This window comes from Aliirhizobium wenxiniae, assembly GCF_014201355.1.
In the GTDB taxonomy this organism is placed as follows: Bacteria; Pseudomonadota; Alphaproteobacteria; order Rhizobiales; family Rhizobiaceae; genus Neorhizobium; species Neorhizobium wenxiniae.
The window spans coordinates 135,904-161,407 of record NZ_JACHEG010000004.1 but is presented as its reverse complement, the minus strand read 5'-3'; the positions used below and the strand labels follow the sequence as shown (position 1 = coordinate 161,407).

The window sequence follows — 25,504 nt, the reverse complement described above, 5'->3', positions numbered from 1 at the left end:
AGCCATGACCGAGATCGAGCACAAGCCGGATATCTCGTTGCGTCTCCTCGAAATCTTCGGCGCGATGATGCGCTGTGAGACGACCGTCGAGGCCGCAGAACAGCTGGGCATTTCCCAGCCTGCCGTGTCGAACGGCATCCGCCAGCTCGAAAACCAGCTTGGCGTGACCCTGTTCGAACGCCTGCATCGGCGGCTGGAGCCGACCGAAGAAGCACTGCTTCTGTTCGAAGAAGTCCGTCCCGTCTTCAGCATGCTGCGCAATTTCTCGGCCCGCGCCCGCTCGATCCGGCATGGCACGTCGGGCCGCTTGCGGATCATGTCGACGCCGCCGCTCGGCAATACGGTGGCGCCGATGGCTCTCGCCCGTTTCCTGAAGGACCGACCGGATGTCTCGGTTGCTTACGACGTTCGCCGTCTGGAACATGTGATTGATGCCGTGCAGAGCGGCGCAGCCGATATCGGGCTGGCGATCGCGCTCGAGCGCCATCCGTCGGTCAATGTCGAGGTTTTGGCGCGCACCCACATGGTCGCTCTGGTGCCAAAGGAACACGAAATCGCGGTACGTCAGGAAGTGGCGGTCAACGATCTGACCGAGTACGGTTTCATCGGCCTGGAGGTCGAATCGCGCATGGGCCAGATGCTGCGAGATGCCTTCGAGCGCGACGGCATGACCTATGAACCGCGCGTCGAGGTGCGTTATTGCGCGACCGCTGCGGTTCTGGCCGGTGCCGGGGTTGGCGCCGCGATCGTCGATCCCTATAGCGCCGCCTACCAGCCTTCCGAAGGGCTGGTGCAACTTCCCTTTCAGCCGCCCTGCGAGATCCCGGCGGTGATGATTACCCGCAAAGGCATTCCGCGCTCGCGCCTGCTGCATGGTTTCATCGCCGAACTTAAACGAGCCGTCGGCGATGTGCTGTGATCCTTTTTCGCGTCGGCGAACAGTCTGCGCTTTCATTTTGCCCTATCGGCGTTGCACAGCATTCGCTGACCGCCACTCATCATCCTGAAGGAGTAACATCTTGTCCCGTATCGTCTATCTCAATGGCGATTGGCTGCCTGAAGCCGATGCCAAGGTTTCCATTTTCGATCGCGGCTTTCTGTTTGCCGATGCGATCTATGAGGTGACCGGCGTCATCGGCGGCAAGCTTCTGGAATATGACGGTCATTCCGCCCGCCTGAAACGCTCGATCACCGAACTGGGTATCGAGCTGCCGATCTCGACCGACGAACTGCTGGAAGTTCACCGCGAGATCGTCCGTCGCAACGATCTGACGGAAGGCCTGATCTATCTGCAGATTTCCCGTGGTGCCGCCGACCGCGACTTCGCCTTTCCGAAGCAACCGAAGCCGACACTGGTTCTCTTCACCCAGGCGAAATCGGTGATCGAAAATCCCAAGGTAAAGACCGGCATGTCGGTGGCGCTGCTGCCCGACTGGCGCTGGGAACGCCGCGACATCAAGACGGTGCAGCTGCTGTACCCGTCCATGGCCAAGATGCAGGCGATGGAAAAGGGCGCCGACGACGCCTGGCTGGTGGAAGACGGTTTCGTGACCGAAGCAAGCTCGGCGACCGCTCATATCATCGACAGGCAAGGCAAGCTGATCACCCGGCCGCTGTCGAATGCAATCCTGCACGGTATCACCCGCGCCAGCGTTCTCGACATCGCCGACAAGGCCGGCATTCCTTATGAGGAGCGCCCGTTCTCGCCGGAAGAAGCCAAGAATGCCGCCGAAGCCTTCATCACATCGGCAACGAGTTTCGTCCTGCCGGTAACCGTGATCGACGGCCAGCCTGTCGGTGACGGCAAGCCCGGACCGCTGACCCTGAAGCTGCGCGAGCTTTATATCGCGCACAAGACGGCCAGCGCCATCTGACATAGGCATCACTTTGAGACGAGCAGGGATAAAGCCATCCTTGCTCGTCTCAGGCTCTGTAAACCGCTTCCATACAGGCACTTCTCAGGTCGATCCGCTCCATCGCTGCGAGTCGCCAAGGTGTTGTTGTGCGCTGCAAAAACGATTAAACTTGACTCCATATATCACATTATATAGGTCAGCAAAGTTGACTTATTTCCCGTGGGAGTCTGAACATGGAAGCGACAAATAAGGGCTTCGGTCTATATGATCCCGCAGAGGAAAAAAGCAGCTGTGGCGTCGGCTTCATAACGCGAAAGAACGGCGTTCAGACACATGACGTATTGCTCAAGGGCCACGAAGCCCTCTGTGCGGTTCCGCATCGCGGCGGCATGTCGGCGGAAGGTGTGGGCGACGGAGCAGGCATTTCCGTGGACCTATCCCTCGGCTTCTTCCGCAAGCTGACCGGACGCCCCGATCTTCAGCCGCGCCGCTTCGGTGTCGGCAATTTCTTCCTGCCGGCAGATCCCGCATTCCATGGCGAAGCAGAGCGTCTCGTCGAGGCGGCGCTGGCGGAGCAGGGTTTCGCAATTCTCCTGAAGCGTGATGTGCCGGTCGACAATGATGCGATCCGGCCCGCTGCCATCCGGCACCAGCTGACGATCCGTCAATGGGTTTTCGGCTGTCACAGCGAGGCCGCTTCGCAGGCCGAGTTCGACTTCCGCATCCACAAGGCGCTCCTCGCGATCGAGGCGGAAGCCTATACGCGCGCCGAACTCGCCGGCCTTTATCCGATTTCGCTCAGCGCCCGCACCCAGGTTCTGAAGGGCCGCCTCAACTCGGACGAGGTCATTCCCTATTTCCGCGACCTGGTGGATCCGGATCACACGATCCACACCATGTATTTCCACACGCGGTTTTCCACCAACACGGACCCGCATCCGTCGATGGCACAGCCGTTCCGACAGATGGCGCATAACGGCGAACTCAATACCGACCGCAAGAACCGTCTGTCGGAAGCGGCGATCGCAGCCGCCAAGAATGCCGCGATCATCCGCCCCAAGGGACAGTCGGACAGCTGCCGGCTCGACCAGACGCTGCAGTCCCGCGTTCTGGAAGATGGCCTCGATCTCGTCACCGCAGTCGTCTCGATGATGCCGCCGGCATGGGAAAACGACGAGACAATGTCCACTGAAGTCGTCGCCATGCTCGAATACTTTTCCCTTTACGAGGAGAAGAACGACGGACCGGCAGCGCTGATCTTCGGCAATGGCGATGTGATCGGCGCAAGGTTGGACCGGCTCGGCCTGCGCCCACTGCGCACCGTCGAGACGGAAGACTATCTTTGCGTCATGTCGGAAGCCGGCCAGATCGCTTTCCCGCCGGAAACCGTGCTCAATCGCGGACGTATCGAAGCCGGCGGCATGCTGGTTTACGATCATGTCGAGAAGCGCAGCTATGGCACACTCGAAGCGCTGGAAATGCTGGCCGCCCGCCGGCCATACCGCGATCTTCTTATCGAAGCCCGCGTGCGCCTTTCAGACCTGCCGGAAATCCCGGCGGAAGCTCAGGGCTCGCCGCTTCGCTATAATGGCGATCTGGAGCGCCACCAACGTTACGTCGCCTATTCCCACAATCAGGAAAGTTTCAAGTTCCTGATGGACCCGATGCTGGCGACCGGCGCGGAAAAAATCTCCGCCATGGGTTATGGCAATGCCATCAACGCGCTGTCCGATCAGGAAGGCGGCGTGGCTAAGTATTTCTCGCAGCGCTTCGCCCAGGTAACCAACCCGCCGCTCGACAGTATTCGCGAAGCCGACGGCATGACCCTGCGCATCGCGCTTGGCGCCAAGCCCAATATCGGCGCCAAGGCGGCAAGGCAGATCGTCGTTCCTTCGCCGATCCTCACCCATCTCGACATGCTGAAGCTGCGCGAGCAGACGGAGACGCCTTTCCGGCGCTTCGAAATGCTCTACACGCCGATCCTCGAAGATGCAGAGGCCAATGCGCAGGCGCTGGAAGCAGGCATCGGCAAGCTCTGCGATGCGATCGCAACTTTCGCCCGCGACGAAGGCGGCATTGCCGTCGTCACCGACAGGCATGTGGCGCGCGACCGCGCAGCACTTCCGATGATCCTTGTCGTCTCGGCAATCAACCAGAAACTTATCGAGGAAGGTGCGCGCCTGCGTGTTTCCCTCGTGGTCGAAAGCGGCCAGATCTCCTCCTCCCATCATGTGGCTGCTGCTCTCGGCTTCGGCGCTTCGGCCGTCTATCCGCTCGGCGTGCAGTTCCGCGCCGAGGAAAAGTTCGGGGCGGAAGCCGACAAAGCGTTCAAGCGGTTTGCCAAGGCGGCAGAAAAATCGCTGATGAAGACCATGGGCAAGGTCGGTCTCTGCACCGCAGAGAGCTATGTCGCCGGCGAATTCTTCGAGCCGAATTTTCTCGATACCAGCGATCCGGTGCTCAAGCGCTATTTCCCGAACGTCAAGACGCCAGTCGGCGGCGTCAACTTCAAGGTCATCGCCCAGGCGGTCGCCGACTGGCACGCCAAGGCACTGACAGTGAAGAGTGAGGATGAAATCCCGCTGCTCGGCCTGTTCAAGGAACGCGCAGAAGGTGCCGGCCATTCCTTCGGCACCACGGCCGTGCGCGGCTTCGTCGACATGACGGAGGAAAAGCCTTTCTTCGCCGAGCCGGATGGCGAGGAAGATCCCTTCCTGCGCCTGCTCACCCTCAATCGCCTCGATGATGCATTCGGCATCGATGACGCGGCCTATACCAATACGAGCTACGACCGGCTGTCTCCCGAAGCGATCGACCGTTTCGCCATTACGCCCGGTTATCGTTCCTTCGCGCGGATGATGGCAGAGGAACGCGCCCGTCGTCCCGCCGCTCTTCGCGACGTGCTGGCCTTCCCGGCAGACGTCACCTACGCAGCTTCACCGGACGATTTCCGCAAGGAAATGAAGCGCTTTTCCCGCAAGGGCAACAATAGCTTCCTCGTTCGCGGGTTGAGCTGCGAAGCCATGCCCGACGATGTCTTCCGCCTGACCCTGACCGGACCGCAGGGCGGCGACCTTGCCCGGCTTGCGGCTCTCGGCCAATCGCTCGTCGTCCGTTTCGGCTCAGATATCCTCGGCCATTGGCTGGAAGGCGGCGCGCTTGGCGTTCATGCGGGCGGCCAGGCTCTCGCCTATCTGAAGCTGCTCGACACCGCGCCTACCGGCATTGCGCTCGATGAGGTTCAGCCGGCAAGCGAAATCACGCCGCTTCTCGCCTCCGGCGCCATGAGCCATGGCGCACTGGTCGCAACCGCCCACGAAGCTGTCGCCCACGGCACCAACATGGTCGGCGGAATGTCGAATTCCGGTGAAGGCGGCGAACATATCTCGCGCTACGGCACCATCCGCGCCTCGCGCATCAAGCAGTTCGCCTCCGGCCGTTTCGGCATCTGGGCGGGTTACCTTGCCGATCCGATGCTGGAAGAGCTGGAAATCAAGATTGGCCAGGGTGCAAAGCCCGGCGAAGGCGGGCAGTTGCCAGCTGCCAAGGTGACGGTCGAGATCGCTGCTGCCCGCGGCGGCACGCCGGGTGTCGAGCTCGTCTCGCCGCCTCCGCATCACGATACCTATTCGATCGAGGATCTGGCGCAGCTGATCCACGACTGCAAGGCGGCGCGGGTGCGCGTCATCGTCAAGCTGGTCTCGTCGGAAGGCATAGGCACGATCGCCGTCGGCGTCGCCAAGGCCGGTGCGGATGTCATCAATGTTGCCGGCAATACCGGCGGCACCGGGGCAGCCGCCGTCACCAGCCTCAAATATACCGGCCGCGCCGCCGAAATCGGCATTGCCGAAGTGCATCAGGCACTCTGCGCCAACGGCCTGCGCCAGAAGGTGCTGCTGCGCTGCTCCGGCGCGCACCAGACGGCAAGCGATGTCGTCAAGTCGGCGCTTCTCGGTGGCGACAGTTTCGAATTCGGCACGACGGCGCTGATGATGCTGAAATGCGTCATGGCGAAGAACTGCAACATCAAGTGCCCGGCCGGTCTCACCACCAATGCCGAGGTGTTTGATGGCGATCCGCGGGCACTGGCGCAGTATCTCTTGAACATCGCCCACGAGACCCGCGAAATCCTTGCCTCCCTCGGCTTCAAGTCTCTGCGCGAAGCGCGGGGACGCAGCGACCTTCTTCACCTTCTCGATCACCCGTCCAGCGTTGGGCAGCTTGACCTCCGCGCGATGTTGCAGGTGGTCGAGGAGGTGAAGATCACCGATCCCGTCTATATGGAGAAGGATTACGCGGTCGATGACGCATTTATCGACATGGTGCGGTCAGCGCTGATCGATGGCGGCCTGCCGGTAGTCGAACTCGGCGGCAATCATCATCTCAACAACCGCAACAAGAGTGTCGGCGGCCAGCTTGCGGTCGATATCGAGCGGATGCTCAACCACGAACTCAGCGAAGACGAGACCCGTCACCTTCCGGCCGTCCGCCAGGACAAGCGCGGCCGCCGTTTCCTCGATGCGGGCTCGGTGAAGATCGCGACATCCGGTTCGGCCGGCCAGTCCTATGGCGCCTTCTGCAATGACGGCATGATGCTCTCCCATACCGGCACCTGCAATGACGGCGTCGGCAAAAGCGCCAATGGCGGCACGATTTCGGTGCGCTCGCCGGGCGGCGGATCGCTCGAAGCCGGCGGTAACGTTCTGATCGGCAATTTCGCACTGTTCGGTGCGACGGGTGGCCGGCTCTTCGTCGAAGGCCAGGCGGGCGACCGGTTTGCCGTGCGCAATTCCGGTTCCACCGCCGTTGTCGAAGGTGTCGGCGACTTCTGCTGCGAATACATGACCAATGGCGCCGTGCTCAATCTCGGCGCCTTCGGCAAGGGCGTCGGCAATGGCATGAGCGGCGGCTTCTTCTACCAGTACGATCCCTATCGCGACCTGCCGAAGAAGATGAGCCACGATTCCATCCTGATCGGCTCGATCGCCGATCCGGCAGACCCCTATGTGGCTTTTCATGCGGACGCGATCCGCATGATGCTGCAATGGCATGTGGAAGCGACGGGATCGGAAAAGGCGCGCTGGCTGCTCGAAAACTTCGAAAGCGAACGCTCGAACTTCGTCTATTGCCTGCCGCGTGCGCTGCTCCTCTATCAGGATAGCGATGCGATCCTGAAGGCGAAGAGCCGCAAGGACCTGATCGAGGAACTTTCGACCGCACTTGCCGGCCATCAGGTACGCAAGTTCAAGCTCGCCTATCGCGACCGCAAGCCGATCCTCAACGGCAAGGCTCCCGGCCACGGCGAGACGGACACCGAAGAGATGTTCACGCTGATCAACAATTACACGGTGCTTTCCATGGCGCAGTCGCTTGCGATGGCGCGGGTTCCGAACGCACTCGGCCCGTCCGAACCGGCGGTCGAAAAGGCGGTGCGCAACCTGATCCTGACCGAGGATTTCGCGCTGATGCAGAAACTGTCTCGTTATGCCCGCGAGGCGATTGCCGATTACGACGACCAGGGGCTTGCAGTTCTCGTCTCGGAAAAGCGGCTCTCGGATTATCGCCAGGCGCTGGCCGGTCGCAACACGCTGTCGATCGACAGCCCCGGCACCTATGGCTGGATCATCCAGCAGACGGAGAGCAACCGCGACCGGATCGGACGCATCCCGAGCTTCGAGGAGCTCTTTGCAGCCAAGGCCGTCGGTGGCCTTGCAACAGCTAGAGCCTGAGACAGTGCCGATGATGATCCCGCATATCCCCGAGGATGCTCCCTTTAACGGCGAACAGCGCGCCTGGCTCTCCGGTTTCATGGCTGGCCTCAACTCGCGTCTTCTCGCCGGTGAAAATACCGCCAGTGCGCCAGCCTCGAATGCTGCGCAGCCGATCCATATTCTTTACGGCACCCAGACCGGCAATTCCGAAAATCTGGCCATGGACGCAGCTGCTTCCGCCAAGGCTCTCGACATGGCGCCAGATGTGCGCGGCCTCGACGATATCGAGATGGATGCACTTGCAGCCATGCGCCATGTGGTGATCGTTACCTCCACCTATGGCGAGGGCGAGATGCCCGACAATGCCCAGCTTTTCTGGGAAGCATTGTCCGCCGATACCGCGCCGCGCCTTGAGGGCATGAAGTTTGCCGTCCTGGCACTCGGCGATACCGGCTATGACGGCTTCTGCCAAGCAGGCAAGCTGATCGACACGCGCCTCGAACAGCTCGGCGCCACCCGTATCGCGACCCGCCTCGATTGTGACATCGATTTCGAGGATGCCGCTGCCGCATGGTTCGGCGAAACTCTGCCGCTTGCAGCCGAGAAACCCGTTGCGAGCGGAGTGGCGGCGCCAACGCCATCACGAGAACAAACCGGCTGGAGCCGCAAGAACCCTTACGTCTCGACGATGGCGGTCAATCGCCGCCTTTCAGGTACAGCCTCCACCAAGGAAATCCGCCATTTCGAATTCGATCTCGCAGACAGCGGCCTCGTTTACGAGGCAGGTGATGCGCTTGGCGTCATGCCGGTCAACGATCCGGCGCTGGTCGATTTGTTGATCGCAAGGCTCGGCGCTTCGGCTGAAATGGAGGTCAGCGGCGCATCACTCGGCACGCTGCTCTCGACCCACTACGAAATCTCGACGCCTTCACGCGACCTGATTGCCGAAGTCGAACACCGTGCCGGCCACGAGGAACTCACTCATGTTGTCCGAAATGGCGACAAGGAAGCGCTCGAAGCCTTCCTGTGGAGCAAGGACGCACTCGACCTGATCTCGCTCATTCCCGAAGGCAGCCTGAATGCCGCGGAATTTGTCGGCCTTCTGAAGCCGTTGCAGCACCGCGCCTATTCGATCTCGTCCAGCCCTAAAGAGGCAGAAGGCCATGTCCACCTGACGGTTGCCAGCGTCCGCTACCACGCCGCCAACCGAGATCGCGGCGGCGTCTGCTCGACCTATATGGCCGATCGGGTTGCCGAAGGCGCCAGCGCGGGCATTTTCGTCTCGCCGAACAAGGCCTTTCGCGTACCCGGCAATGACGATGCGCCGATGATCATGGTCGGCCCCGGCACCGGCATCGCGCCGTTCCGCGCCTTCCTGCAGGAACGCCGCGCGCGCGGAGCGAAAGGCCGCAACTGGCTGTTCTTCGGCGACCAGCGCCGCGAGAGCGACTTCATCTACGAAGACGAGCTTTCGACGATGAGCCGCGACGGCCTGCTTACCCGCCTCGATCTCGCTTTCTCGCGCGATCAGGATGCCAAGATCTATGTTCAGACCCGGATGAAGGAAAACGGCAAGGCGCTGTTTTCCTGGCTGGAGGATGGCGCATCCTTTTATGTCTGCGGTGATGCCAGCCGCATGGCCCGCGATGTCGATGCAGCGCTCAGTGAGATCATCGCCGAACACGGCGGCATGACCGCGGAAAAGGCGGCGGACTATGTTACCGGCCTGAAGAAGGACAAGCGGTATCTCCGGGACGTCTATTGACGGCTTACCGACACCCACCGTTGCGAGCCCGAGGCAAGGTCAGTGGCTCGCCGACCCGAAGATCTCGATGACGAAACAAGGCTCTCGGGTTTCGAGCCTCAAGTCACGGCCCTGCGCCGGCTCATCAAGGATCACGGCGTCGAGCGGATCAAGCTCGACCTGTGACACCTCTGCCTTGCCCGTCACGACGAGGATGACGAGTGCCGCATCGGCAGAAAACCCGATCTCGCCACCCAGCTCTCTCCGCGTTACCCGATGCGAAAAGCGCCCGCGCCGGGTCATGACATTCAGATCGGTAATCGGCCCTGCCTGAAGTACGGCTTCGGTCTTGGCATCACCCGGAAACGAAAACGGCACTGATTTTCGGCCGAGTACACTCGGCGCCATGCCTTCAACCGAAAGCATCATGCCGTCTCCGGTGAGGATGCTCAGCGTCCGGTCAATGCCCGGGAAAACGGAGAACGCCCCATCGGACGCGACCGGCGCCATGCTGATGCGCCAGTCGAACGTGTCGACGCTTGCGCCTTCTGGAAAGACGGCGATCTCGACCGTCTCTCCCTTGCCGTTCTTCCACGGCATGCGCTTGTGGCCTGCTGCGCGAAGGATGCGCATCGGCTCAGCTCCCGAGGATGCCAGGCAAACGAAGGCCCTTTTCGGTCGCGCATTCAACGGCGATCTCATATCCTGCATCCGCATGGCGCATGACACCGGTCGCCGGGTCGTTCCACAAAACGCGCTCCAGACGACGGTCGGCATCTTCCGAACCATCGGCGCAGATCACCATGCCGGAATGCTGCGAATAGCCCATGCCGACGCCGCCACCATGATGCAGCGACACCCAGGTGGCGCCCGAAGCGGTGTTGAGAAGCGCGTTCAGCAGCGGCCAGTCGGAGACGGCGTCCGAACCGTCCTTCATCGCTTCCGTCTCACGGTTCGGCGAGGCGACCGAGCCGGAATCGAGGTGGTCGCGGCCGATGACAACCGGGGCAGAAAGCTCGCCGTTGCGGACCATTTCATTGAATGCGAGGCCTAGCTTGTGACGGTCGCCGAGGCCCACCCAGCAGATGCGTGCCGGTAGGCCTTGAAAGGCGATGCGGTCCTTTGCCATGTCCAGCCAGTTGTGCAGATGCTTATTGTCCGGCAGCAGTTCCTTCACCTTGGCGTCGGTCTTGTAGATATCCTCCGGATCACCGGAAAGAGCCGCCCAGCGGAACGGACCGATGCCGCGGCAGAAAAGCGGGCGGATATAGGCAGGGACAAAACCGGGGAAGGCGAAGGCATTTTCCAGGCCTTCATCCTTGGCGACCTGACGGATATTGTTGCCGTAATCGAGCGTCGGCACACCGGCATCCCAGAAGGCGACCATGGCTTCCACATGCGCCTTCATCGAGGCGCGAGCGGCGATTTCGACCGATTTCGGATCGCTTTCGCGCTTGGCCTTGGCCTCCTCCACGGTCCAGCCGATCGGCAGGTAACCGTTGCGTGGGTCATGCGCCGAGGTCTGGTCGGTAACGATATCGGGTCGTGGCCCGCCCGCCTGCATGCGCTTGACCAGTTCCGGAAATATCTCGGCGGCATTACCGAGCAGGCCGACAGATTTCGCCTCGCCCTTCGCCGTCCATTCGGCGATCATAGCAAGCGCCTCATCCAACGTCTTCGCCTTGGCATCGACATAACGGGTGCGCAGGCGGAAATCGATGCGGGTTTCGTCGCATTCCACCGCAAGGCAGCAGGCGCCGGCCATGACGGCTGCAAGCGGCTGGGCGCCGCCCATGCCGCCGAGGCCGCCGGTCAGGATCCACTTGCCCTTGAGGTTGCCGTCATAATGCTGGCGGCCGGCCTCGACGAAGGTCTCGTAGGTGCCCTGAACGATGCCCTGCGTGCCGATATAGATCCACGAACCGGCGGTCATCTGGCCATACATGGCCAGACCCTTCTTATCCAGTTCGTTAAAATGGTCCCAGGTCGCCCAATGCGGCACAAGGTTGGAATTGGCGATCAGCACACGCGGCGCGTCCTTGTGGGTACGGAACACGCCGACCGGCTTGCCGGATTGTACGAGCAGAGTCTCTTCTTCCGTCAACGTCTTCAGCGTCGCAGCGATCTTGTCAAAATCGTCCCAGGTGCGCGCCGCCCGGCCGATGCCGCCGTAGACGACCAGTTCATGCGGGTTCTCGGCCACGTCTGGGTCGAGATTGTTCATCAGCATGCGAAGCGGCGCTTCCGTCGTCCAGCTCCTGGCATTGAGTTCTGATCCCCGCGGGGACCGGACGTCGCGAATGTTGTGGCGCGGATTGGTCATGACTTCTGTTCCCGTTGTTCTTTTGCAATCAGATGTCGAGTACCGGCAGGATGCCGGGAGAGATGGCAGAGGCGAGCGCACCGCTTGCGACAAGCGCACTCGCGGCAGCAAGATCCGGCGCCATGTAACGATCGTCTTCGAGCGACGGCACGGCAGAGCGCAGCACGCCGGCGGCCTTCTGCAGTTCCGGGCTGGTCTTCAACGGGCCGCGCAGCTCGACGCCCTGAACCGCGGCAAGCGCCTCGATGCCGAGAATGCCGAACAGGTTTTCGGTCATCGCCAGCAGCCGGCGTGCTCCGTGGCAGGCCATGGAAACATGATCTTCCTGATTGGCCGATGTCGGCGTCGAATCCACGGACGCCGGATGCGACATCTGCTTGTTTTCGCTCATCAATGCCGCAGAGGTGACTTCGGCGATCATCAAACCGGAATTCAGGCCCGGCTTCTTCGAGAGAAATGCCGGCAGCCCGTAGGACAGGGCCGGGTCGACCAGAAGCGCTACACGGCGCTGGGCGATCGCTCCGATTTCGCAGATGGCAAGCGCCGTCTGGTCGGCGGCGAAGGCGACCGGTTCCGCATGGAAATTGCCGCCCGAAACGACTTCGTTATCGGAAAGAACCAGCGGATTGTCGGTCACCGCATTGGCTTCGATTTCCAGCGTGCGGGCAACCTGGCGCAACAGGTCGAGGCAGGCGCCATCCACCTGCGGCTGGCAGCGGATGCAATAAGGATCCTGCACACGCTCGTCGCCTTCGATATGGCTTTCACGGATTTCGGAACCGGTCAGCAGCTGGCGCAGTGCCGCACCGGCATCGATCTGGCCCTTGTGGCCGCGCAGCGTATGGATGTCCGGATGGAACGGGGCGGAAGACCCCATGGCCGCATCGGTGGACAATGCCCCCGTCACAAGCGCGGTCTGGGCGGCGCGATGGGCGCGAAACAGGCCGGCAAGCGCCAGCGCCGTCGAAGTCTGCGTGCCGTTGATCAGCGCCAACCCTTCCTTGGCGGCGAGAACGACCGGTGCCAGATCCGCCTTGGCAAGCGCATCGGCGGAAGCCATCCGTTCGCCATCGAAAAAGGCCTCGCCCTCGCCCATCATCGAGGCTGCCATATGGGCAAGCGGTGCAAGGTCGCCGGAAGCGCCGACCGAACCTTTTTCAGGGATGACCGGGATGACGCCCTTTTCCAGCATGCCCTCGATCAGGCGCACCAGATCCAGCCGGACGCCGGACGCGCCGCGACCGAGCGAGATCAGCTTCAGCGCCATGATCAGCCGCACGACGTTTTCCGGCAGGGGAGCGCCGATCCCGCAGCAATGCGACAGGATGAGATTGCGCTGCAGCGTGGCAAGATCGGCGCTGTCGATCTTGATCGAGGCCAGTTTGCCGAAGCCTGTATTGATACCATAGACCGGCGCATTGCCGGCCGCGATCTCGGCGATGCGACGGGCGCCTTTTTCGATGCCCGCATCGAAGGAGCGGTCGAGGACGGCCGGCTCGTTGTTCCAATAGATATTGGCGAGATCGGCAAGCGGGACGCTGCCCGGATGAAGCGTGATCGTCATGCGGATACCTGCTGGCCCCTGATGGTCTGGCCTTTGAAGATGCGGGAATGGAGCGGATTGAAGCCGATGCGGTAGACGAGCTCCGCAGGGCGCAGAATATTCCAGATGGCAAGATCGGCGGACTTGCCGACTTCCAGCGTTCCTGTTTGCCCTAGAAGGCCCAGCGCACGCGCCGCCTCGCGCGTGGCGCCGACAATACATTCGTCGACCGTCAGGCGAAACAGGGTTGCCGACATGTTCATCGTCAGAAGAAGAGAGGTCAGCGGAGACGTGCCGGGATTGCAGTCGGTGGCAATTGCGATCTTGACGCCGGCATCGCGCAGCGACTGGATCGGCGGCTTTCGGGTTTCATTGATGGCGTAGAAGGCGCCGGGCAGGATCACAGCCACCGTGCCGGCTTCGGCCATGGCCGCAGCGCCTTCGGCATCGAGATATTCCAGGTGGTCGGCAGACAGCGCGCCATAGGACGCCGCCATCCTCGCCCCACCGAGATTCGACAGCTGTTCGGCATGGAGCTTTACTGGGATGCCGAGCGCCTTGGCATGATCGAAGACACGGACCATCTCATCGACCGAAAAGGCAATGCCCTCGCAAAAACCATCGACAGCATCGATCAGGCCTTCCGCATGGGCCTTGTCCATGCCGGGCAGCACGATATCGGTGATATAGTCGCCGTTGCGGCCCTTGTATTCGACAGGTGTTGCATGAGCCGCGAGATAGGAAGTCACGACGCGGACCGGCCGAAGTTTTTCCAGCGCACGCGCGGCGCGCAACATGTTGAGTTCGCCTTCGATCGAAAGCCCGTAACCTGACTTGATCTCAAGCGTCGAGACACCTTCGGCTAGCAGGGTGTCGACGCGCGGTAGAGCTGCTGCGACCAATCCTTCGACGGAAAGCGCATTGGTTGCCTTGACGGAGGAAACTATGCCGCCGCCTGCGCGCGCTACTTCCTCATAAGTCGCGCCTTCCAGCCGCATCTCGAATTCCATCGCGCGGTCACCGCCGAAGATAATATGCGTATGGCAGTCGATCAGGCCCGGCGTGATCCAGCGCCCCTCGCAATCGATGATCGAGGCGGCATCCTTCAAATCCGCAGGGAGATCGGCTTGCGCGCCGACAAAGACGATCCGTCCGTCGCTTGCCGCAACCGCACCATTTTCGATGATGCCAAGCCCCTGCGCGCCCTCGGCAAGGGTCGCCAGATGCGCGTTTGTCCACACGGTGATGCCCGTGTGAACGCCGGGATGAACGGAAGAAACACTGCCCAAGTTTTCGTTCCCGCACATTGATTGCGCCTTTCATTATGGGTAAACATGTATATACATAATGATCATCTTGGCAAGCATGTTCTTTCACCCGACGATACACCCGTGATCAGACAATCCAACGACGGACCGGCAATCATGACCAATTCGGCTGCTTCGACGCTTCATGCAGGCTCAGCTCTCCTGCCGCAGGGATGGGCCTCCAATGTGCGTATCTCGGTGACGGGCGGGATGATCTCGAATATCGATATCGGAGTGGACGCCGAGGCGACCGACGAGCGGCATTCGGTTCTCGTCCCGGCCATGAGCAATCTGCACAGCCATGCCTTCCAGCGCGCCATGTCCGGCCTCGCCGAACTTCGCGGGCCCAGTGACGACAGCTTCTGGAGCTGGCGTGTCCTGATGTATCGGTTTGCCCTGCAGATGACGCCGGAACAGATCGAGGCGGTTGCGGCACAGCTCTATATGGAAATGCTCGAAGCCGGTTTCTGCCGCGTCGGCGAGTTCCACTATCTGCATCACGGTCGTGACGGCTCACATTATGCCAACATTGCCGAACATGCGGAGCGGATTGGCGCTGCAAGTTCGCAGACAGGTATCGGCCTGACGCTGTTGCCAGTCTTTTACGCGCATTCGGGTTTTGGCGGGCAGAAGCCGATCGACGGCCAGCGCCGTTTCATCAATTCGATCGAGAGTTTTGGCCGGCTGATGGACGCCTGCCGGAAGATGCAGGCGTCGCTTCCCGGCATGCAGCTCGGCATAGCACCGCACAGCCTGCGCGCCGCAACACCCGACGAACTGACCGCTATTCTGCCCTTGGCCGAAGGCGGTCCTGTGCATATTCATGTCGCCGAACAGACGAAGGAAGTGGAGGATTGCATCGCCTGGTCCGGCGCGCGCCCGGTCGAGTGGCTGCTGGATCATGCGCCGGTCGATGATCGCTGGTGTCTGATCCACGCCACCCATCTGACCGATCAGGAAGTGACGAATATGGCGGTGAGCGGCGCGGTGGCGGGCCTCTGCCCGATCACAGAAGCCAATCTAGGCGACGGCACCTTTGCAGCCTCCGCATTCCTTGCGAAAGGTGGTCGCCTCGGCGTCGGATCGGACAGCAACGTGCAGATCTCGCTGCCGGGCGAATTGCGACAGCTTGAATATTCGCAGCGCCTCGCCCATCGCGCCCGCAACGTCATTGCAGCACCGAACGGATCAACCGGTCGCCGCCTTTTCGACGCGGCTATTTATGGCGGGGCGCAGGCTCTTGCCGCGAAGGCGGGGCTGGTCAGCGGCGCTCCTGCCGATATCGTTGCTCTTGATACCGGCAATGCGCTCTATCTCGCGGAGGACAGCCTGCTTGATAACTGGATTTTTGGTGGAGATGTCACAGTCGACAGTGTCTGGGCTGCAGGCAAAAAGAAGGTCGTCAAAGGCCGGCACGTTGCAAGAGACAAGATCCGGACACACTTCGCAAAAACAATGCAGGCCCTGCTTGGCGGTTAAGCGACGATTGAAGGCGACTTTGCGCTGGGCCTGAACATGAGACGCACTACGGGGGGCATTTCGCCCCCCTCAACGCTTGCTTAATTGATCACCGGCTCAGACACTTTGGCACCGAATTCTGTCTTCAGAAAATCGAAATCACAGCCCTTGTCTGCCTGTTCGATATGTTTGGTGAACATAAAGCCGTAGCCCCGCTCGTAGAGTGGCTCGGGTGGTACCCAGGCAGCCTTGCGTGCCGCCAGTTCATCATCCGGGACGAGCATGTTGAGGCTGCGGGCCGGAATGTCGAGCTCCACCATATCTCCGGTTTTCAACAGGGCCAGCGGCCCGCCGACAAAGGCTTCCGGTGCGGCATGCAGCACGCAGGCCCCGAAACTCGTTCCCGACATGCGGGCATCGGAAATCCGCACCATGTCTCGCAGGCCGAGTTTCAAAAGCGCCTTCGGCATCGGGATCATCCCCCATTCCGGCATTCCCGGTCCGCCCTGCGGCCCGGCATTGCGCAGCACCAGCACCGTCTCCGGCGTCAGTGGATAATCGGGATCATCGATAATTTTCTTCAGTTCCGGATAGCTGTCCGCTACCAATGCCGGACCCTGGTGCCGGTGAAATTTCGGATCGCAGGCCGCGGGCTTAATCACGGCTCCATCCGGACAAAGATTGCCCTTCAAGACAGCCAGCGACCCTTCGTGATAGACGGGGTTGGACAGCGGCCGGATGACATCCTCGTTCCAGATCTTCGCATCATCCAGCCCATCCGTGAGCGGCTTGCCTGTAACGGTGATAGCGGTCGGATCCAGCTTGTCGCCAAGCTGCTTCATCAGCGCCCGCAAACCCCCGGCATAGAAGAAATCCTCCATCAGATAGGTCGTGCCGGAGGGACGGATGTTTGCGATAACCGGCGTCGTGCGGCCGATCAGGTCAAGATCATCGAGTTTCAGCGGCACGCCCGCGCGGCGCGCCATGGCGATCAGGTGGATGATCGCATTGGTCGAACAGCCCGTCGCCATCGCCACTGTGACGGCGTTGTTGACAGCAGCCGGCGTGATCACCTTTTCGGGCGTCAGATCCTCCCACACCATCTCGACGATCCGCCGGCCACAGGTGGCCGACATGCGCTGGTGGTTGGCATCGGCGGCCGGAATGGACGAAGCATTCGGCAAGGTGAGTCCCATCGCCTCGGCAATCGCCGTCATCGTGGACGCTGTGCCCATGGTCATGCAATGGCCGTAGCTGCGAGCGATACCGCCTTCGATCCCCTGCCATTCCTCCTTTGAAATCGTTCCGGCCCGCCGTTCGTCCCAATATTTGAAGCCGTCTGTGCCGGAGCCCAGAGCCTTTCCGGCATAATTACCGCGCAGCATCGGCCCGGCCGGCAGGTAGATGAAAGGCAATCCCATCGACACCGCGCCCATGACCAGTCCCGGCGTGGTCTTGTCACAACCACCCATCAGCACCGCACCATCAATCGGGTGCGATCTGAGCAATTCCTCTGTCTCCATTGCCAGCATGTTGCGATAGAGCATGGTCGTCGGTTTGACGAAATTTTCAGAGAGTGACAGCGCCGGCAGTTCCATCGGAAAGCCACCCGCCTGCAAGACACCGCGCTTCACCCATTCAGCCCGTTCGCGAAAGTGCATGTGGCAGGGCTGCGCATCCGACCATGTGTTGATGATCGCAATGATCGGCCGACCTTCCCAGTCCTCCGGCGCATAGCCCATCTGCATGGTCCGCGACCGATGGCCGAACGACCGCTGGTCGTCCGGCATCATCCAGCGCGCCGAGCGCAGTTCCTCATACGTCTTTTTCCTGGTCGTCATTCTTCACTCCTCGCACCATAAGGCGCTGCCAATCGGCTCATCAGAAGCTGATTCCGTTGCCTGAAATGAAAGCCGAAAGCGCTGCTTGCTGCCGTTCCGTCAAAGGCCAGGCCGAGGGCGGGCGTGCTGGGCCACAATCATGCCCAATCAGGGCCAGCGCGGCCTTCACTCCGGTCACATTCGTCCCGTTCATCTCTTCAGCCCGCACCGACTCGAAGTCCTTCATGCCGTCGATCAGCCGGTTGGCGCCCATATAGTCGCCCCTCGCAAGCGCGGCATGAATGGCAACTGACCTTTGCGGCCAGACATTGATGAGGCCGGACGTGAACCCTCTCGCACCAACCGCATAGAATACCGGTGCCCAGATTTCCGCCAGACCGCCCACCCAGACGATCTCCGGATCGCAGGCCGCCATCGCTTCCGATAGTTTCAAGGGGTTTGGCGTTGCCCATTTGACGCCGATGACGGAGGGCAGCGCGCAAAGATCCGCAATCGCCTTTGTGCCGATTGCATCGTTGCGCAGATAAAGCACTATCGGCAAACCATCTGCCGCATCCGCCACCGCCCGCACATAATCGACAAACCCTTGCGGGGAGGAAAACGGATCCGGTGGCTGATGGACCATCAGCGCCGAAGCGCCGGCTTGACGCGACACGGATGCCAGCCGACAGGCATCACGTATGCCTCGCCCGACGCCGGCTACCAGCGGCACCCGGCCGGCCACATGTTCGGCCGAGGATTGCACCATTGCCTCCGCCTCGATGAGCGTCAGGGCGTAAAACTCGCCGGTATTGCCATTGGCGACCATGATATGGACGCCCGCGGCGATCGCCCGATCGATGATCGGCTCCTGCAGCGCCGGCAGGATATCGCCGTTATGATCATAAGGCGTGACCAGAATGCCGGATATGCCGGTAAGGGCGGATTTCAGATCCTGCATCATTGCCTCCTACTCCGTGAATGCCTCTTCGCGCTTGCGGCTGATGCTCGGCGAAAGCACGAGCGCCAGAACCACGACGGCGAAGATCAGAAGCGAAAGGCTGAGCGGGCTGCGCACGAAAATCGACGGATCGCCCTGGCTGATCAGCATCGCACGGCGCAAATTCTCTTCCAGCATCGGCCCAAGAATGAAGCCCAGAAGCAACGGCGCCGGTTCGAACCGCATTTTGCTGAGCGCAAAGCCGATGACGCTGAAACCCGCCATGACGAATACGTCGAAGACGCTGTTGTTGATGCTGTAGGCGCCGATGCAGCAGAAGCCGATAATGGCAGGGAAGAGTAGATGATACGGCACGGTCAGCATTTTCACCCAGAGCCCGATCAGCGGCAGGTTGAGGATGACAAGCATGAGGTTGCCCGACCACATTGAAACAATCATACCCCAGAACAGAGCCGGTTCGTCCGAGATGACGTTCGGACCGGGGGTGATTCCCTGTATGATCATTGCGCCGACCATCAGCGCCATCACCGGGTTGCCGGGAATGCCGAGCGTCAGCATCGGAATGAATGAGGTCTGTGCGCCGGCATTGTTGGCGGATTCTGGTGCTGCTACGCCTTCGATCGCCCCTTTGCCGAATTCGGCGCGATTTGGGGAAATCCGTTTTTCCATCGCATAGGAAGCGAATGAGGCAAGCATCGCTCCACCGCCAGGCAGGACCCCGAGAAAGGAACCGAGGGCCGTGCCGCGAAGGACGGGGGCGATGATCCGCTTGATATCCTGTCTGGTCAGCATCAGTCCGGTGACGCGTTTCACACCCACCGAACGCTCGTGCTCGCTTTCCAGGTTGCGCAGGATTTCGCAGATCCCGAAGATACCCATGCTAACGGCAACGAAGTTCAAACCGTCATAGAGTTCGGGAATATCAAAAACATAACGCGGCGTGCCGCTCTCCACATCTGTGCCAACCGTGCCAAGGATCAATCCGAAGACGATCATTGCAAATGCCTTCAACAGCGACCCACTGGCAAGCGCAACCGAAGCGACGAGTCCCAGCACCATCAGCGAAAAATATTCCGCCGGCCCGAAATTCAGTGCCACGGCTGCTAGAGGTGGTGCGGCAACAGCAAGAAGGATTGTTGCCACTGTACCGGCGAAAAACGAACCGAGTGCCGCCGTAGCAAGCGCCGCACCGGCTCGGCCGTTGCGCGCCATCTGATATCCATCGATTGCAGTAACAACCGAGGAGCTTTCTCCCGGCAGATTGATCAGGATCGCCGTGGTCGAGCCGCCATACTGTGCACCATAGAATATGCCAGCTAGCATGATCAGCGCCGATTCCGGCGGCAAGCCGAAGGTGATCGGCAACAGCATGGCGATCGTGGCCGTCGGCCCTAGCCCCGGCAGGACACCGATCGCGGTGCCGAGCAGGCAGCCGATAAAGCCATAAAACAGGTTCATCGGCATGAAGGCGGTCGAAGCACCGAGCCAGAGGTTAGAGAAGATATCCATAAGCAATCCATTCCGTTTTCGTCAGCTAGCCAGGAAGCACTTGTGAGAACCCGCTAGAAAAGGTCGCCGATAAAGGGGATCCAGGGGCCGAAGGCTGAGACCGGAAGCGACAGGAGCTTGGTGAAAAGCAAGACGGAACAGGCAGCAAGAAACAGTCCAAGCAGAATTGAATGTCGCCAATTGGCATAGCGGCTGGCGGTTGCTACGCCGACGATCAGCAGCAGCATTGTTGGTGCCAAACCCAGCCCCGCAAGTGCGAGGCCGAAGCCGATCGGCCCAAGAATCACCAGAAAATAGGCCTTCCAGTTCCAGGTTTCGGGATCACCTGCTTCGGCATCGACCATCAGCGACTGCACGACGATCAACGCACCAATAGCCATCAGGAGAAGGCTCAACATGGTCGGGAAGTAACCCGGCCCCATCTGGAAGGAATTCCCGACTTCAAGTTCCTGGCCGAACCAGATGAACAGCAAGCCGACACAGATCATCGTCACGCCGCCAACGAAGTCGCGGCTGTTTCTAATTTTCAGCATGGCATGATACTCGCGTGTGAAAGTCATGCCGGCCGGGCGCAGAATCCGGCCGGCAGATTGCCTCATTGCAGCGGCACGTTCGCGGCCTTGATGACGTCAGCCCACTTTGCCGTTTCCTTGTCTATGAAGGCCTGGAATTCGGCTGACGTATTGCCGACCGGCGTCACGCCCATCGCCTTCAGTTTTTCCTGCATCGCAGGCTCCGCAATAATGGCCTGAACTTCCTTGCTGAGCTTTTCGACGATTTCCGGCGGCGTGCCGGGAGGAGCGAAGAGGCCATGCCACGAGGTCGCCTCGAAGCCGGGAATTGTGTTTGCCATGGTCGGCACGTCGGGCAGCAAATCGGCCTTTCCGAGGCTGGTGACAGCAAGCGCCTTCACCTTACCGGCCTTCACCTGCTGGGCGGCCGTTGGAATGTTATCGAACATCATATCCACATGGCCGGCCACGACATCGAGGATCGCCTGACTGCTACCCTTGTATGGCACGTGAGTAATCTTGACGCCGGCTTTGGTCGCGAGAAGCTCGCCGGCCAGATGGATCGAGGTGCCGACGCCGGAGGACGCATAGGTATGCTTGCCCGGCTCGGTCTTCAGGAACGCGATCAGTTCCTCTACATTGTTCGCCTTGATCTTGTCCGGGTTGACAACGAGCACGTTCGGCAGGCTGGCGATCAGCGAAATAGGTGCGAAACCCTTCTCTTTGTCGTAAGGCAGGGTCTTGTAGAGTGTCTGGTTGATGGCGTTGGAGCTAACCGTACCCATGCCGATCGTATAGCCGTCAGGCTTCGAACGAGCGAGGTCGCCCAGACCGATGTTACCACCGGCGCCGGGCTTGTTCTCTACGATGAAACGTTGCCCAAGACGTTTGTCCAATTCCTCGGCAACGAGACGGCCGAACGTATCGGTATTGCCGCCCGCTGCGAATGGTACGACGACGGTCACGGTCTTGGTCGGATAATCCTGCGCATGGCTCGGTTGCAAGCCGACGACACAGATAGCAGTCGCGGCGGCCGCAATCGTCATGAAACGTTTGAGCTTCATATTATTTCCTCCACTTATCCGGCCTCCTGCCGGTCCCAATTTTCCATTCCCCGACCCTCCGACGAAGAAATGAAAGCGCTTTCATTGTAACTTCAAAATCCTCATCCGCAACCGCGGCGAGAAAAATTTTAAATAATGAATTTCAAATAATTAGCACTTTTATCACTAAATTTTGCGGTTTATCGCTTGATAAAACCTACAATGAAAGCGTAACTCATTTTCACAGGAATGAGTGTCATGACCGATTACGATAAAAGCAAGCATATCAGGAACGGCGGTCCGGTGACGCTTGCCGATATAGCTAAACTCGCCGGCGTCTCACCGGTCACCGTTTCGCGCGCCATCAACACTCCGGCGCTGGTCAAGCCGCACACACTGGAAGCAATCGAAAAGGTCATTGCCCGCACCGGCTATGTGCCAAACCTGCTTGCCGGCGGCCTCGCTTCACGCCGCACGAGGCTGATCGCCGCGATCGTCCCTTCGGTCGCCAGCACCATTTTTGCCGAAACCATCGAAGGACTGAATGCCGAACTCGTCTCCGCCGGCTATCAGCTTCTGCTCGGCCTGTCAGGCTATGACCCCGGCCGCGAGCTGGAACTGACCCGTGCCATTCTTGCCCGTCGGCCGGACGGCATCATCCTCACCGGCATTACCCACATGAAGGAAACCCGCGCCATGCTCACGGGCGCGTCACTGCCTATAGTGGAAATATGGGACTCCACCCCTTCGCCGCTCGATACCGCCGTCGGCTTTTCCCATGCGGCAGTCGGTCGGCTGGTTGCCGAGCATCTGCTGATCCGGGGTTATGACCGCTATGCGCAGGTCGGCGCCAACGACCCGCGCGCCGTTCAGCGCCGCGATGGTTTCGTCAACCGGCTGAAAGGGATTGCCGAGGTCGAGTTGCCGGAACTGGATATGAATTCACCCTCCACCTTCCGCGACGGACGCATGGCGATGGCGCAACTTCTCGATCGCGGAGGAGGCTCGCTCGGCGTCTTTTGCTCATCGGATGTCGTCGCGCATGGCGCACTGGCGGAAGCCCATGCACGCGGCTGCAACATGCCGGGAGATCTCGCCATCATAGGGTTCGGCGATTTCGATTTCGCGCCGCACACCCATCCGCCGCTGACAACGGTCCGCATCGACCGTCGCGATATCGGCACCAAGGCGGCCCGCTCGATTCTCCGAAAAATTGCGGGTGATGCAAGTGTGGAGGCGATGATTGATATCGACTTCCACATCGTTGCTCGCGGCACCGCCTAGTTCAAGGTTTTTTGCCGAATTCGGCCGTGCCGCGCGTCCAATGTCCCGCCTGCGCCGACAGCGTGATCCCCAGCCCGGGCCGGTTTGGAACCAACATACGTCCCCCCTTGATTTCCAGCCGCTCGTTGAACAGGGGATCCAGCCAATCGAAATGCTCTACCCAAGGCTCAAGTTCGTAGGCTGCAGCCAGATGCAGATGGATTTCCATGGCGAAATGCGGCGCGAGCTGCAGCTTTTTCGCCTCAGCCAGCGCACAGATTTTCAGGAACTGCGTGATGCCGCCGACACGCGGTGCATCCGGCTGGATGAAGTCGACGGAATTATTCTGGATGAGTGCGATATGCTCCAGCACACTCGCCAGCATCTCGCCTGTCGCGATCGGCGTATCGAGCCGGGCCGCGAGCGCAGCGTGCCCCTCGACGTCATAGGCATCAAGCGGTTCCTCAATCCATGTCAGGTTATAAGGCTCCATGAGCCGGCCGAAGCGCATCGCACTCGGGCGATCCCATTGCTGATTGGCGTCGACCATCATCGCAGCACGGCCACCGATCCGGTCATGCACGGCGGCGACGCGCTTGAGGTCAACAGCCATATCCGGCTGCCCGACCTTGATCTTGATCCCGCCAATGCCGGCAGCGATCGACTGCTCGACGTTGTCGAGCACCTCTTCGATCGGCGAGGAAAGAAAGCCACCAGATGTGTTGTAGCATTGCACGCTGTCGCGATGTGCGCCGAGGAGTTTGGCAAGCGGCAGTCCCGCACGCTTGGCCTTCAGATCCCACAGCGCGACGTCAAATGCAGCGATTGCCTGCACCGCAAGCCCGCTGCGCCCAACGGAGGCCCCCGCCCAGCAGAGTTTGTTCCAAAGCTTGCCTATATCGTTCGGGTCCTCGCCGATCAGGACATGGGCGATTTCCTTTGCATGCTCATATTGTCCCGGCCCGCCGGCACGTTTGGAATAGCTGAAGCCAATGCCGCTGTGACCGTGCTTCGTCTCGATTTCAGCGAACAGGAACGCCACTTCCGTCAGCGGCTTCTGTCGCCCGGTGAGCACTTTCGCATCGCTGATCGGCGTCTTCAGTGGCAAGAAGACCGACGATAGCTTGATCCAGGCAATACTGTCGGCTCCGACCGTCGTACTTTGCAGATCATTCGCTACTGCCAACTGCGTATCCATGTTTCCACCCCATCTTCGGCTCCTCAGAGCCCCATCCTCGCTTGACCAATAATCTCGAGATCAATTTAAGTCCAAGTCGATTATTATTGAATATCAATACAAGGATTGAATAGATGTTGGATATGGGTCAGGTCCGATCCTTTGTTATTCTGGCATCCGAGCTGAATTTCAGCCGGGCAGCCAGACGACTGAACATCACCCAGCCGCCGCTCAGCCGGCAAATCAGGCTGCTTGAGCAGGAACTCGATGTGAAACTGGTGGAGCGCACGAGCCGCCGCGTTACACTCACTTCGGCGGGAATGACGTTTCTTGCCGAAGCGCAAAGGTTACTTGAGCAAAGCGACGCCGCGATAACGGCAACCCGGAGGGCTGCGCGGGGCAGCGCCGGATCAATCAAGATCGCCTTTGTCGGAGCCGCCACATATAGCTTCCTGCCCAAATTCATAGGCCAGGCACGCGCCGCAGCACCGCAGATCGAGCTTGAGCTTGTGCAGATGGAAACGTCCGAACAGCTTCAAGCCATCAATGCCGGCGACATCGACCTTGGCCTCTCACGTCCGCTTGCCGGCACACACCATCTCGAAAGTATCTGTGTCGCACATGAGCCCATGATGCTGGCCATACCTCGTGCACATCCACTCGCCACCAAGCGCCGCCCTGGCCTGGATGCACTCAACGGCGAACCTTTTATCAGCTTCTCGACGCCAGCCCGCTACCTGCACGACAAACTGACGAGACTGATGGCTGACAACGCGGTCACCCCCCGGATCGTTCAAAGCATGACCCATTCGCAGGCAATCCTATCGTTGGTCAGTGCCGGAATAGGCCTGGCAATCGTGCCCGCCGGTACCCAGAACGCTTGTTTCGACAACGTCGTGTTTCGCCCGATGGATCTGCAGCAAGAGTGCATTGCCGAACTTCATGCCATCTGGAGCCCGAACAACCGGAATGCGCTACTGCCGGACATCTGCGGCCTTGTATCTGCCATCGACAACTAAGGTTTGCAGGGATTAGCCAGGCTTTCAGATATCTGCATCCCAATAGGGATGAGTTCCGAAAAAACTCGACCATAAAGTCAATGCCAAGCGATTTCGAGGGGGATCTATACTCTTACAGCCGATGCGAATGGCTGATCTCAGGTCTCCATTTCCTATGTTTGCAACTGCCCATATCTGACCCGTCCCATGCCTGATTTTTTATCAGATACACTTGTAACGCATCGCCTTGCCCTCGGAGAAGAAATCTAAATAATTGAT

The 25,504-nt window shown here is 60.3% G+C and carries 17 protein-coding genes; 7 read left to right on the top strand and 10 right to left on the bottom strand.

Going from position 1 to position 25,504, the window contains the following annotated elements; genetic code table 11:
* Window positions 1–4 precede the first annotated feature (4 nt).
* The 4 genes from HNQ72_RS18320 to HNQ72_RS18305 all read left to right on the top strand — a co-directional run bounded on the left by HNQ72_RS18320 (window position 5) and on the right by HNQ72_RS18305 (window position 9,332).
* Window positions 5–919, top strand: coding sequence for a LysR family transcriptional regulator (locus HNQ72_RS18320; RefSeq protein ID WP_183993993.1), 915 nt, complete (start codon window positions 5–7; stop codon window positions 917–919).
* Window positions 920–1,019: 100 nt separating this feature from the next.
* Window positions 1,020–1,874 (top strand): D-amino-acid transaminase, encoded by an 855-nt coding sequence (locus HNQ72_RS18315; protein WP_183993991.1) that lies wholly within the window; start codon window positions 1,020–1,022, stop codon window positions 1,872–1,874.
* A 215-nt stretch (window positions 1,875–2,089) separates the two neighbouring features.
* Complete coding sequence (locus tag HNQ72_RS18310; RefSeq protein WP_183993988.1) at window positions 2,090–7,585, top strand: glutamate synthase-related protein; 5,496 nt, start codon at window positions 2,090–2,092, stop codon at window positions 7,583–7,585.
* Between the two features lie 10 nt (window positions 7,586–7,595).
* Window positions 7,596–9,332 carry a sulfite reductase subunit alpha gene (locus HNQ72_RS18305; RefSeq protein ID WP_183993986.1) on the top strand — a complete coding sequence of 579 codons (1,737 nt, stop codon included), beginning with the start codon at window positions 7,596–7,598 and terminating at the stop codon, window positions 9,330–9,332.
* Between the two features lie 39 nt (window positions 9,333–9,371).
* Here the strand turns inward: HNQ72_RS18305 and HNQ72_RS18300 are convergent, their stop codons facing one another.
* The 4 genes from HNQ72_RS18300 to hutI are packed head-to-tail and all read right to left on the bottom strand — an operon-like array spanning window position 9,372 to window position 14,484.
* Window positions 9,372–9,944 carry a HutD/Ves family protein gene (locus HNQ72_RS18300; RefSeq protein ID WP_183993984.1) on the bottom strand — a complete coding sequence of 191 codons (573 nt, stop codon included), beginning with the start codon at window positions 9,942–9,944 and terminating at the stop codon, window positions 9,372–9,374.
* 4 nt (window positions 9,945–9,948) lie between these two features.
* Complete coding sequence (gene hutU, locus HNQ72_RS18295; RefSeq protein ID WP_183993982.1) at window positions 9,949–11,634, bottom strand: urocanate hydratase; 1,686 nt, start codon at window positions 11,632–11,634, stop codon at window positions 9,949–9,951.
* Between the two features lie 28 nt (window positions 11,635–11,662).
* A complete protein-coding gene (gene hutH, locus HNQ72_RS18290; RefSeq protein WP_183993980.1) occupies window positions 11,663–13,198 on the bottom strand; it encodes a histidine ammonia-lyase in 1,536 nt (511 codons plus the stop codon).
* Complete coding sequence (gene hutI / locus HNQ72_RS18285) at window positions 13,195–14,484, bottom strand: imidazolonepropionase (protein WP_183993978.1); 1,290 nt, start codon at window positions 14,482–14,484, stop codon at window positions 13,195–13,197. Before hutI ends, hutH begins: the two co-directional genes overlap by 4 nt.
* Window positions 14,485–14,601: 117 nt before the next feature.
* Between hutI and HNQ72_RS18280 the strand changes: the two genes are divergently transcribed.
* Complete coding sequence (locus HNQ72_RS18280; RefSeq protein ID WP_183994425.1) at window positions 14,602–15,963, top strand: formimidoylglutamate deiminase; 1,362 nt, start codon at window positions 14,602–14,604, stop codon at window positions 15,961–15,963.
* Window positions 15,964–16,043: 80 nt separating this feature from the next.
* On the opposite strand, the gene araD is transcribed toward HNQ72_RS18280, so the two are convergent.
* The 5 genes from araD to HNQ72_RS18255 form a co-directional block, all read right to left on the bottom strand.
* Complete coding sequence (gene araD / locus HNQ72_RS18275; protein WP_183993976.1) at window positions 16,044–17,783, bottom strand: L-arabinonate dehydratase; 1,740 nt, start codon at window positions 17,781–17,783, stop codon at window positions 16,044–16,046.
* Window positions 17,784–17,823: 40 nt separating this feature from the next.
* The gene (locus tag HNQ72_RS18270; protein WP_183993974.1) at window positions 17,824–18,726 is read right to left on the bottom strand and encodes a dihydrodipicolinate synthase family protein; all 903 of its coding nucleotides are present in this window, start codon (window positions 18,724–18,726) and stop codon (window positions 17,824–17,826) included.
* 6 nt (window positions 18,727–18,732) lie between these two features.
* Window positions 18,733–20,232 (bottom strand): tripartite tricarboxylate transporter permease, encoded by a 1,500-nt coding sequence (locus HNQ72_RS18265; RefSeq protein ID WP_183993972.1) that lies wholly within the window; start codon window positions 20,230–20,232, stop codon window positions 18,733–18,735.
* Window positions 20,233–20,285: 53 nt separating this feature from the next.
* Complete coding sequence (locus tag HNQ72_RS18260) at window positions 20,286–20,765, bottom strand: tripartite tricarboxylate transporter TctB family protein (RefSeq protein ID WP_183993970.1); 480 nt, start codon at window positions 20,763–20,765, stop codon at window positions 20,286–20,288.
* 62 nt (window positions 20,766–20,827) lie between these two features.
* The gene (locus HNQ72_RS18255; RefSeq protein ID WP_183993968.1) at window positions 20,828–21,808 is read right to left on the bottom strand and encodes a Bug family tripartite tricarboxylate transporter substrate binding protein; all 981 of its coding nucleotides are present in this window, start codon (window positions 21,806–21,808) and stop codon (window positions 20,828–20,830) included.
* A gap of 237 nt (window positions 21,809–22,045) precedes the next feature.
* On the opposite strand from HNQ72_RS18255, the gene HNQ72_RS18250 reads away from it, so the two are divergent.
* Window positions 22,046–23,071: a LacI family DNA-binding transcriptional regulator gene (locus HNQ72_RS18250; protein WP_183993966.1), complete on the top strand. Its 1,026-nt coding sequence runs from the start codon at window positions 22,046–22,048 to the stop codon at window positions 23,069–23,071.
* 1 nt (window position 23,072) lies between these two features.
* On the opposite strand, the gene HNQ72_RS18245 is transcribed toward HNQ72_RS18250, so the two are convergent.
* On the bottom strand, window positions 23,073–24,218 hold the full coding sequence (locus HNQ72_RS18245; RefSeq protein WP_373289471.1) for an L-talarate/galactarate dehydratase: 1,146 nt from the start codon (window positions 24,216–24,218) through the stop codon (window positions 23,073–23,075).
* Between the two features lie 143 nt (window positions 24,219–24,361).
* On the opposite strand from HNQ72_RS18245, the gene HNQ72_RS18240 reads away from it, so the two are divergent.
* Window positions 24,362–25,246, top strand: a complete 885-nt coding sequence (locus HNQ72_RS18240; protein WP_183993962.1) for a LysR family transcriptional regulator — start codon at window positions 24,362–24,364, stop codon at window positions 25,244–25,246.
* Window positions 25,247–25,504: the final 258 nt, after the last annotated feature.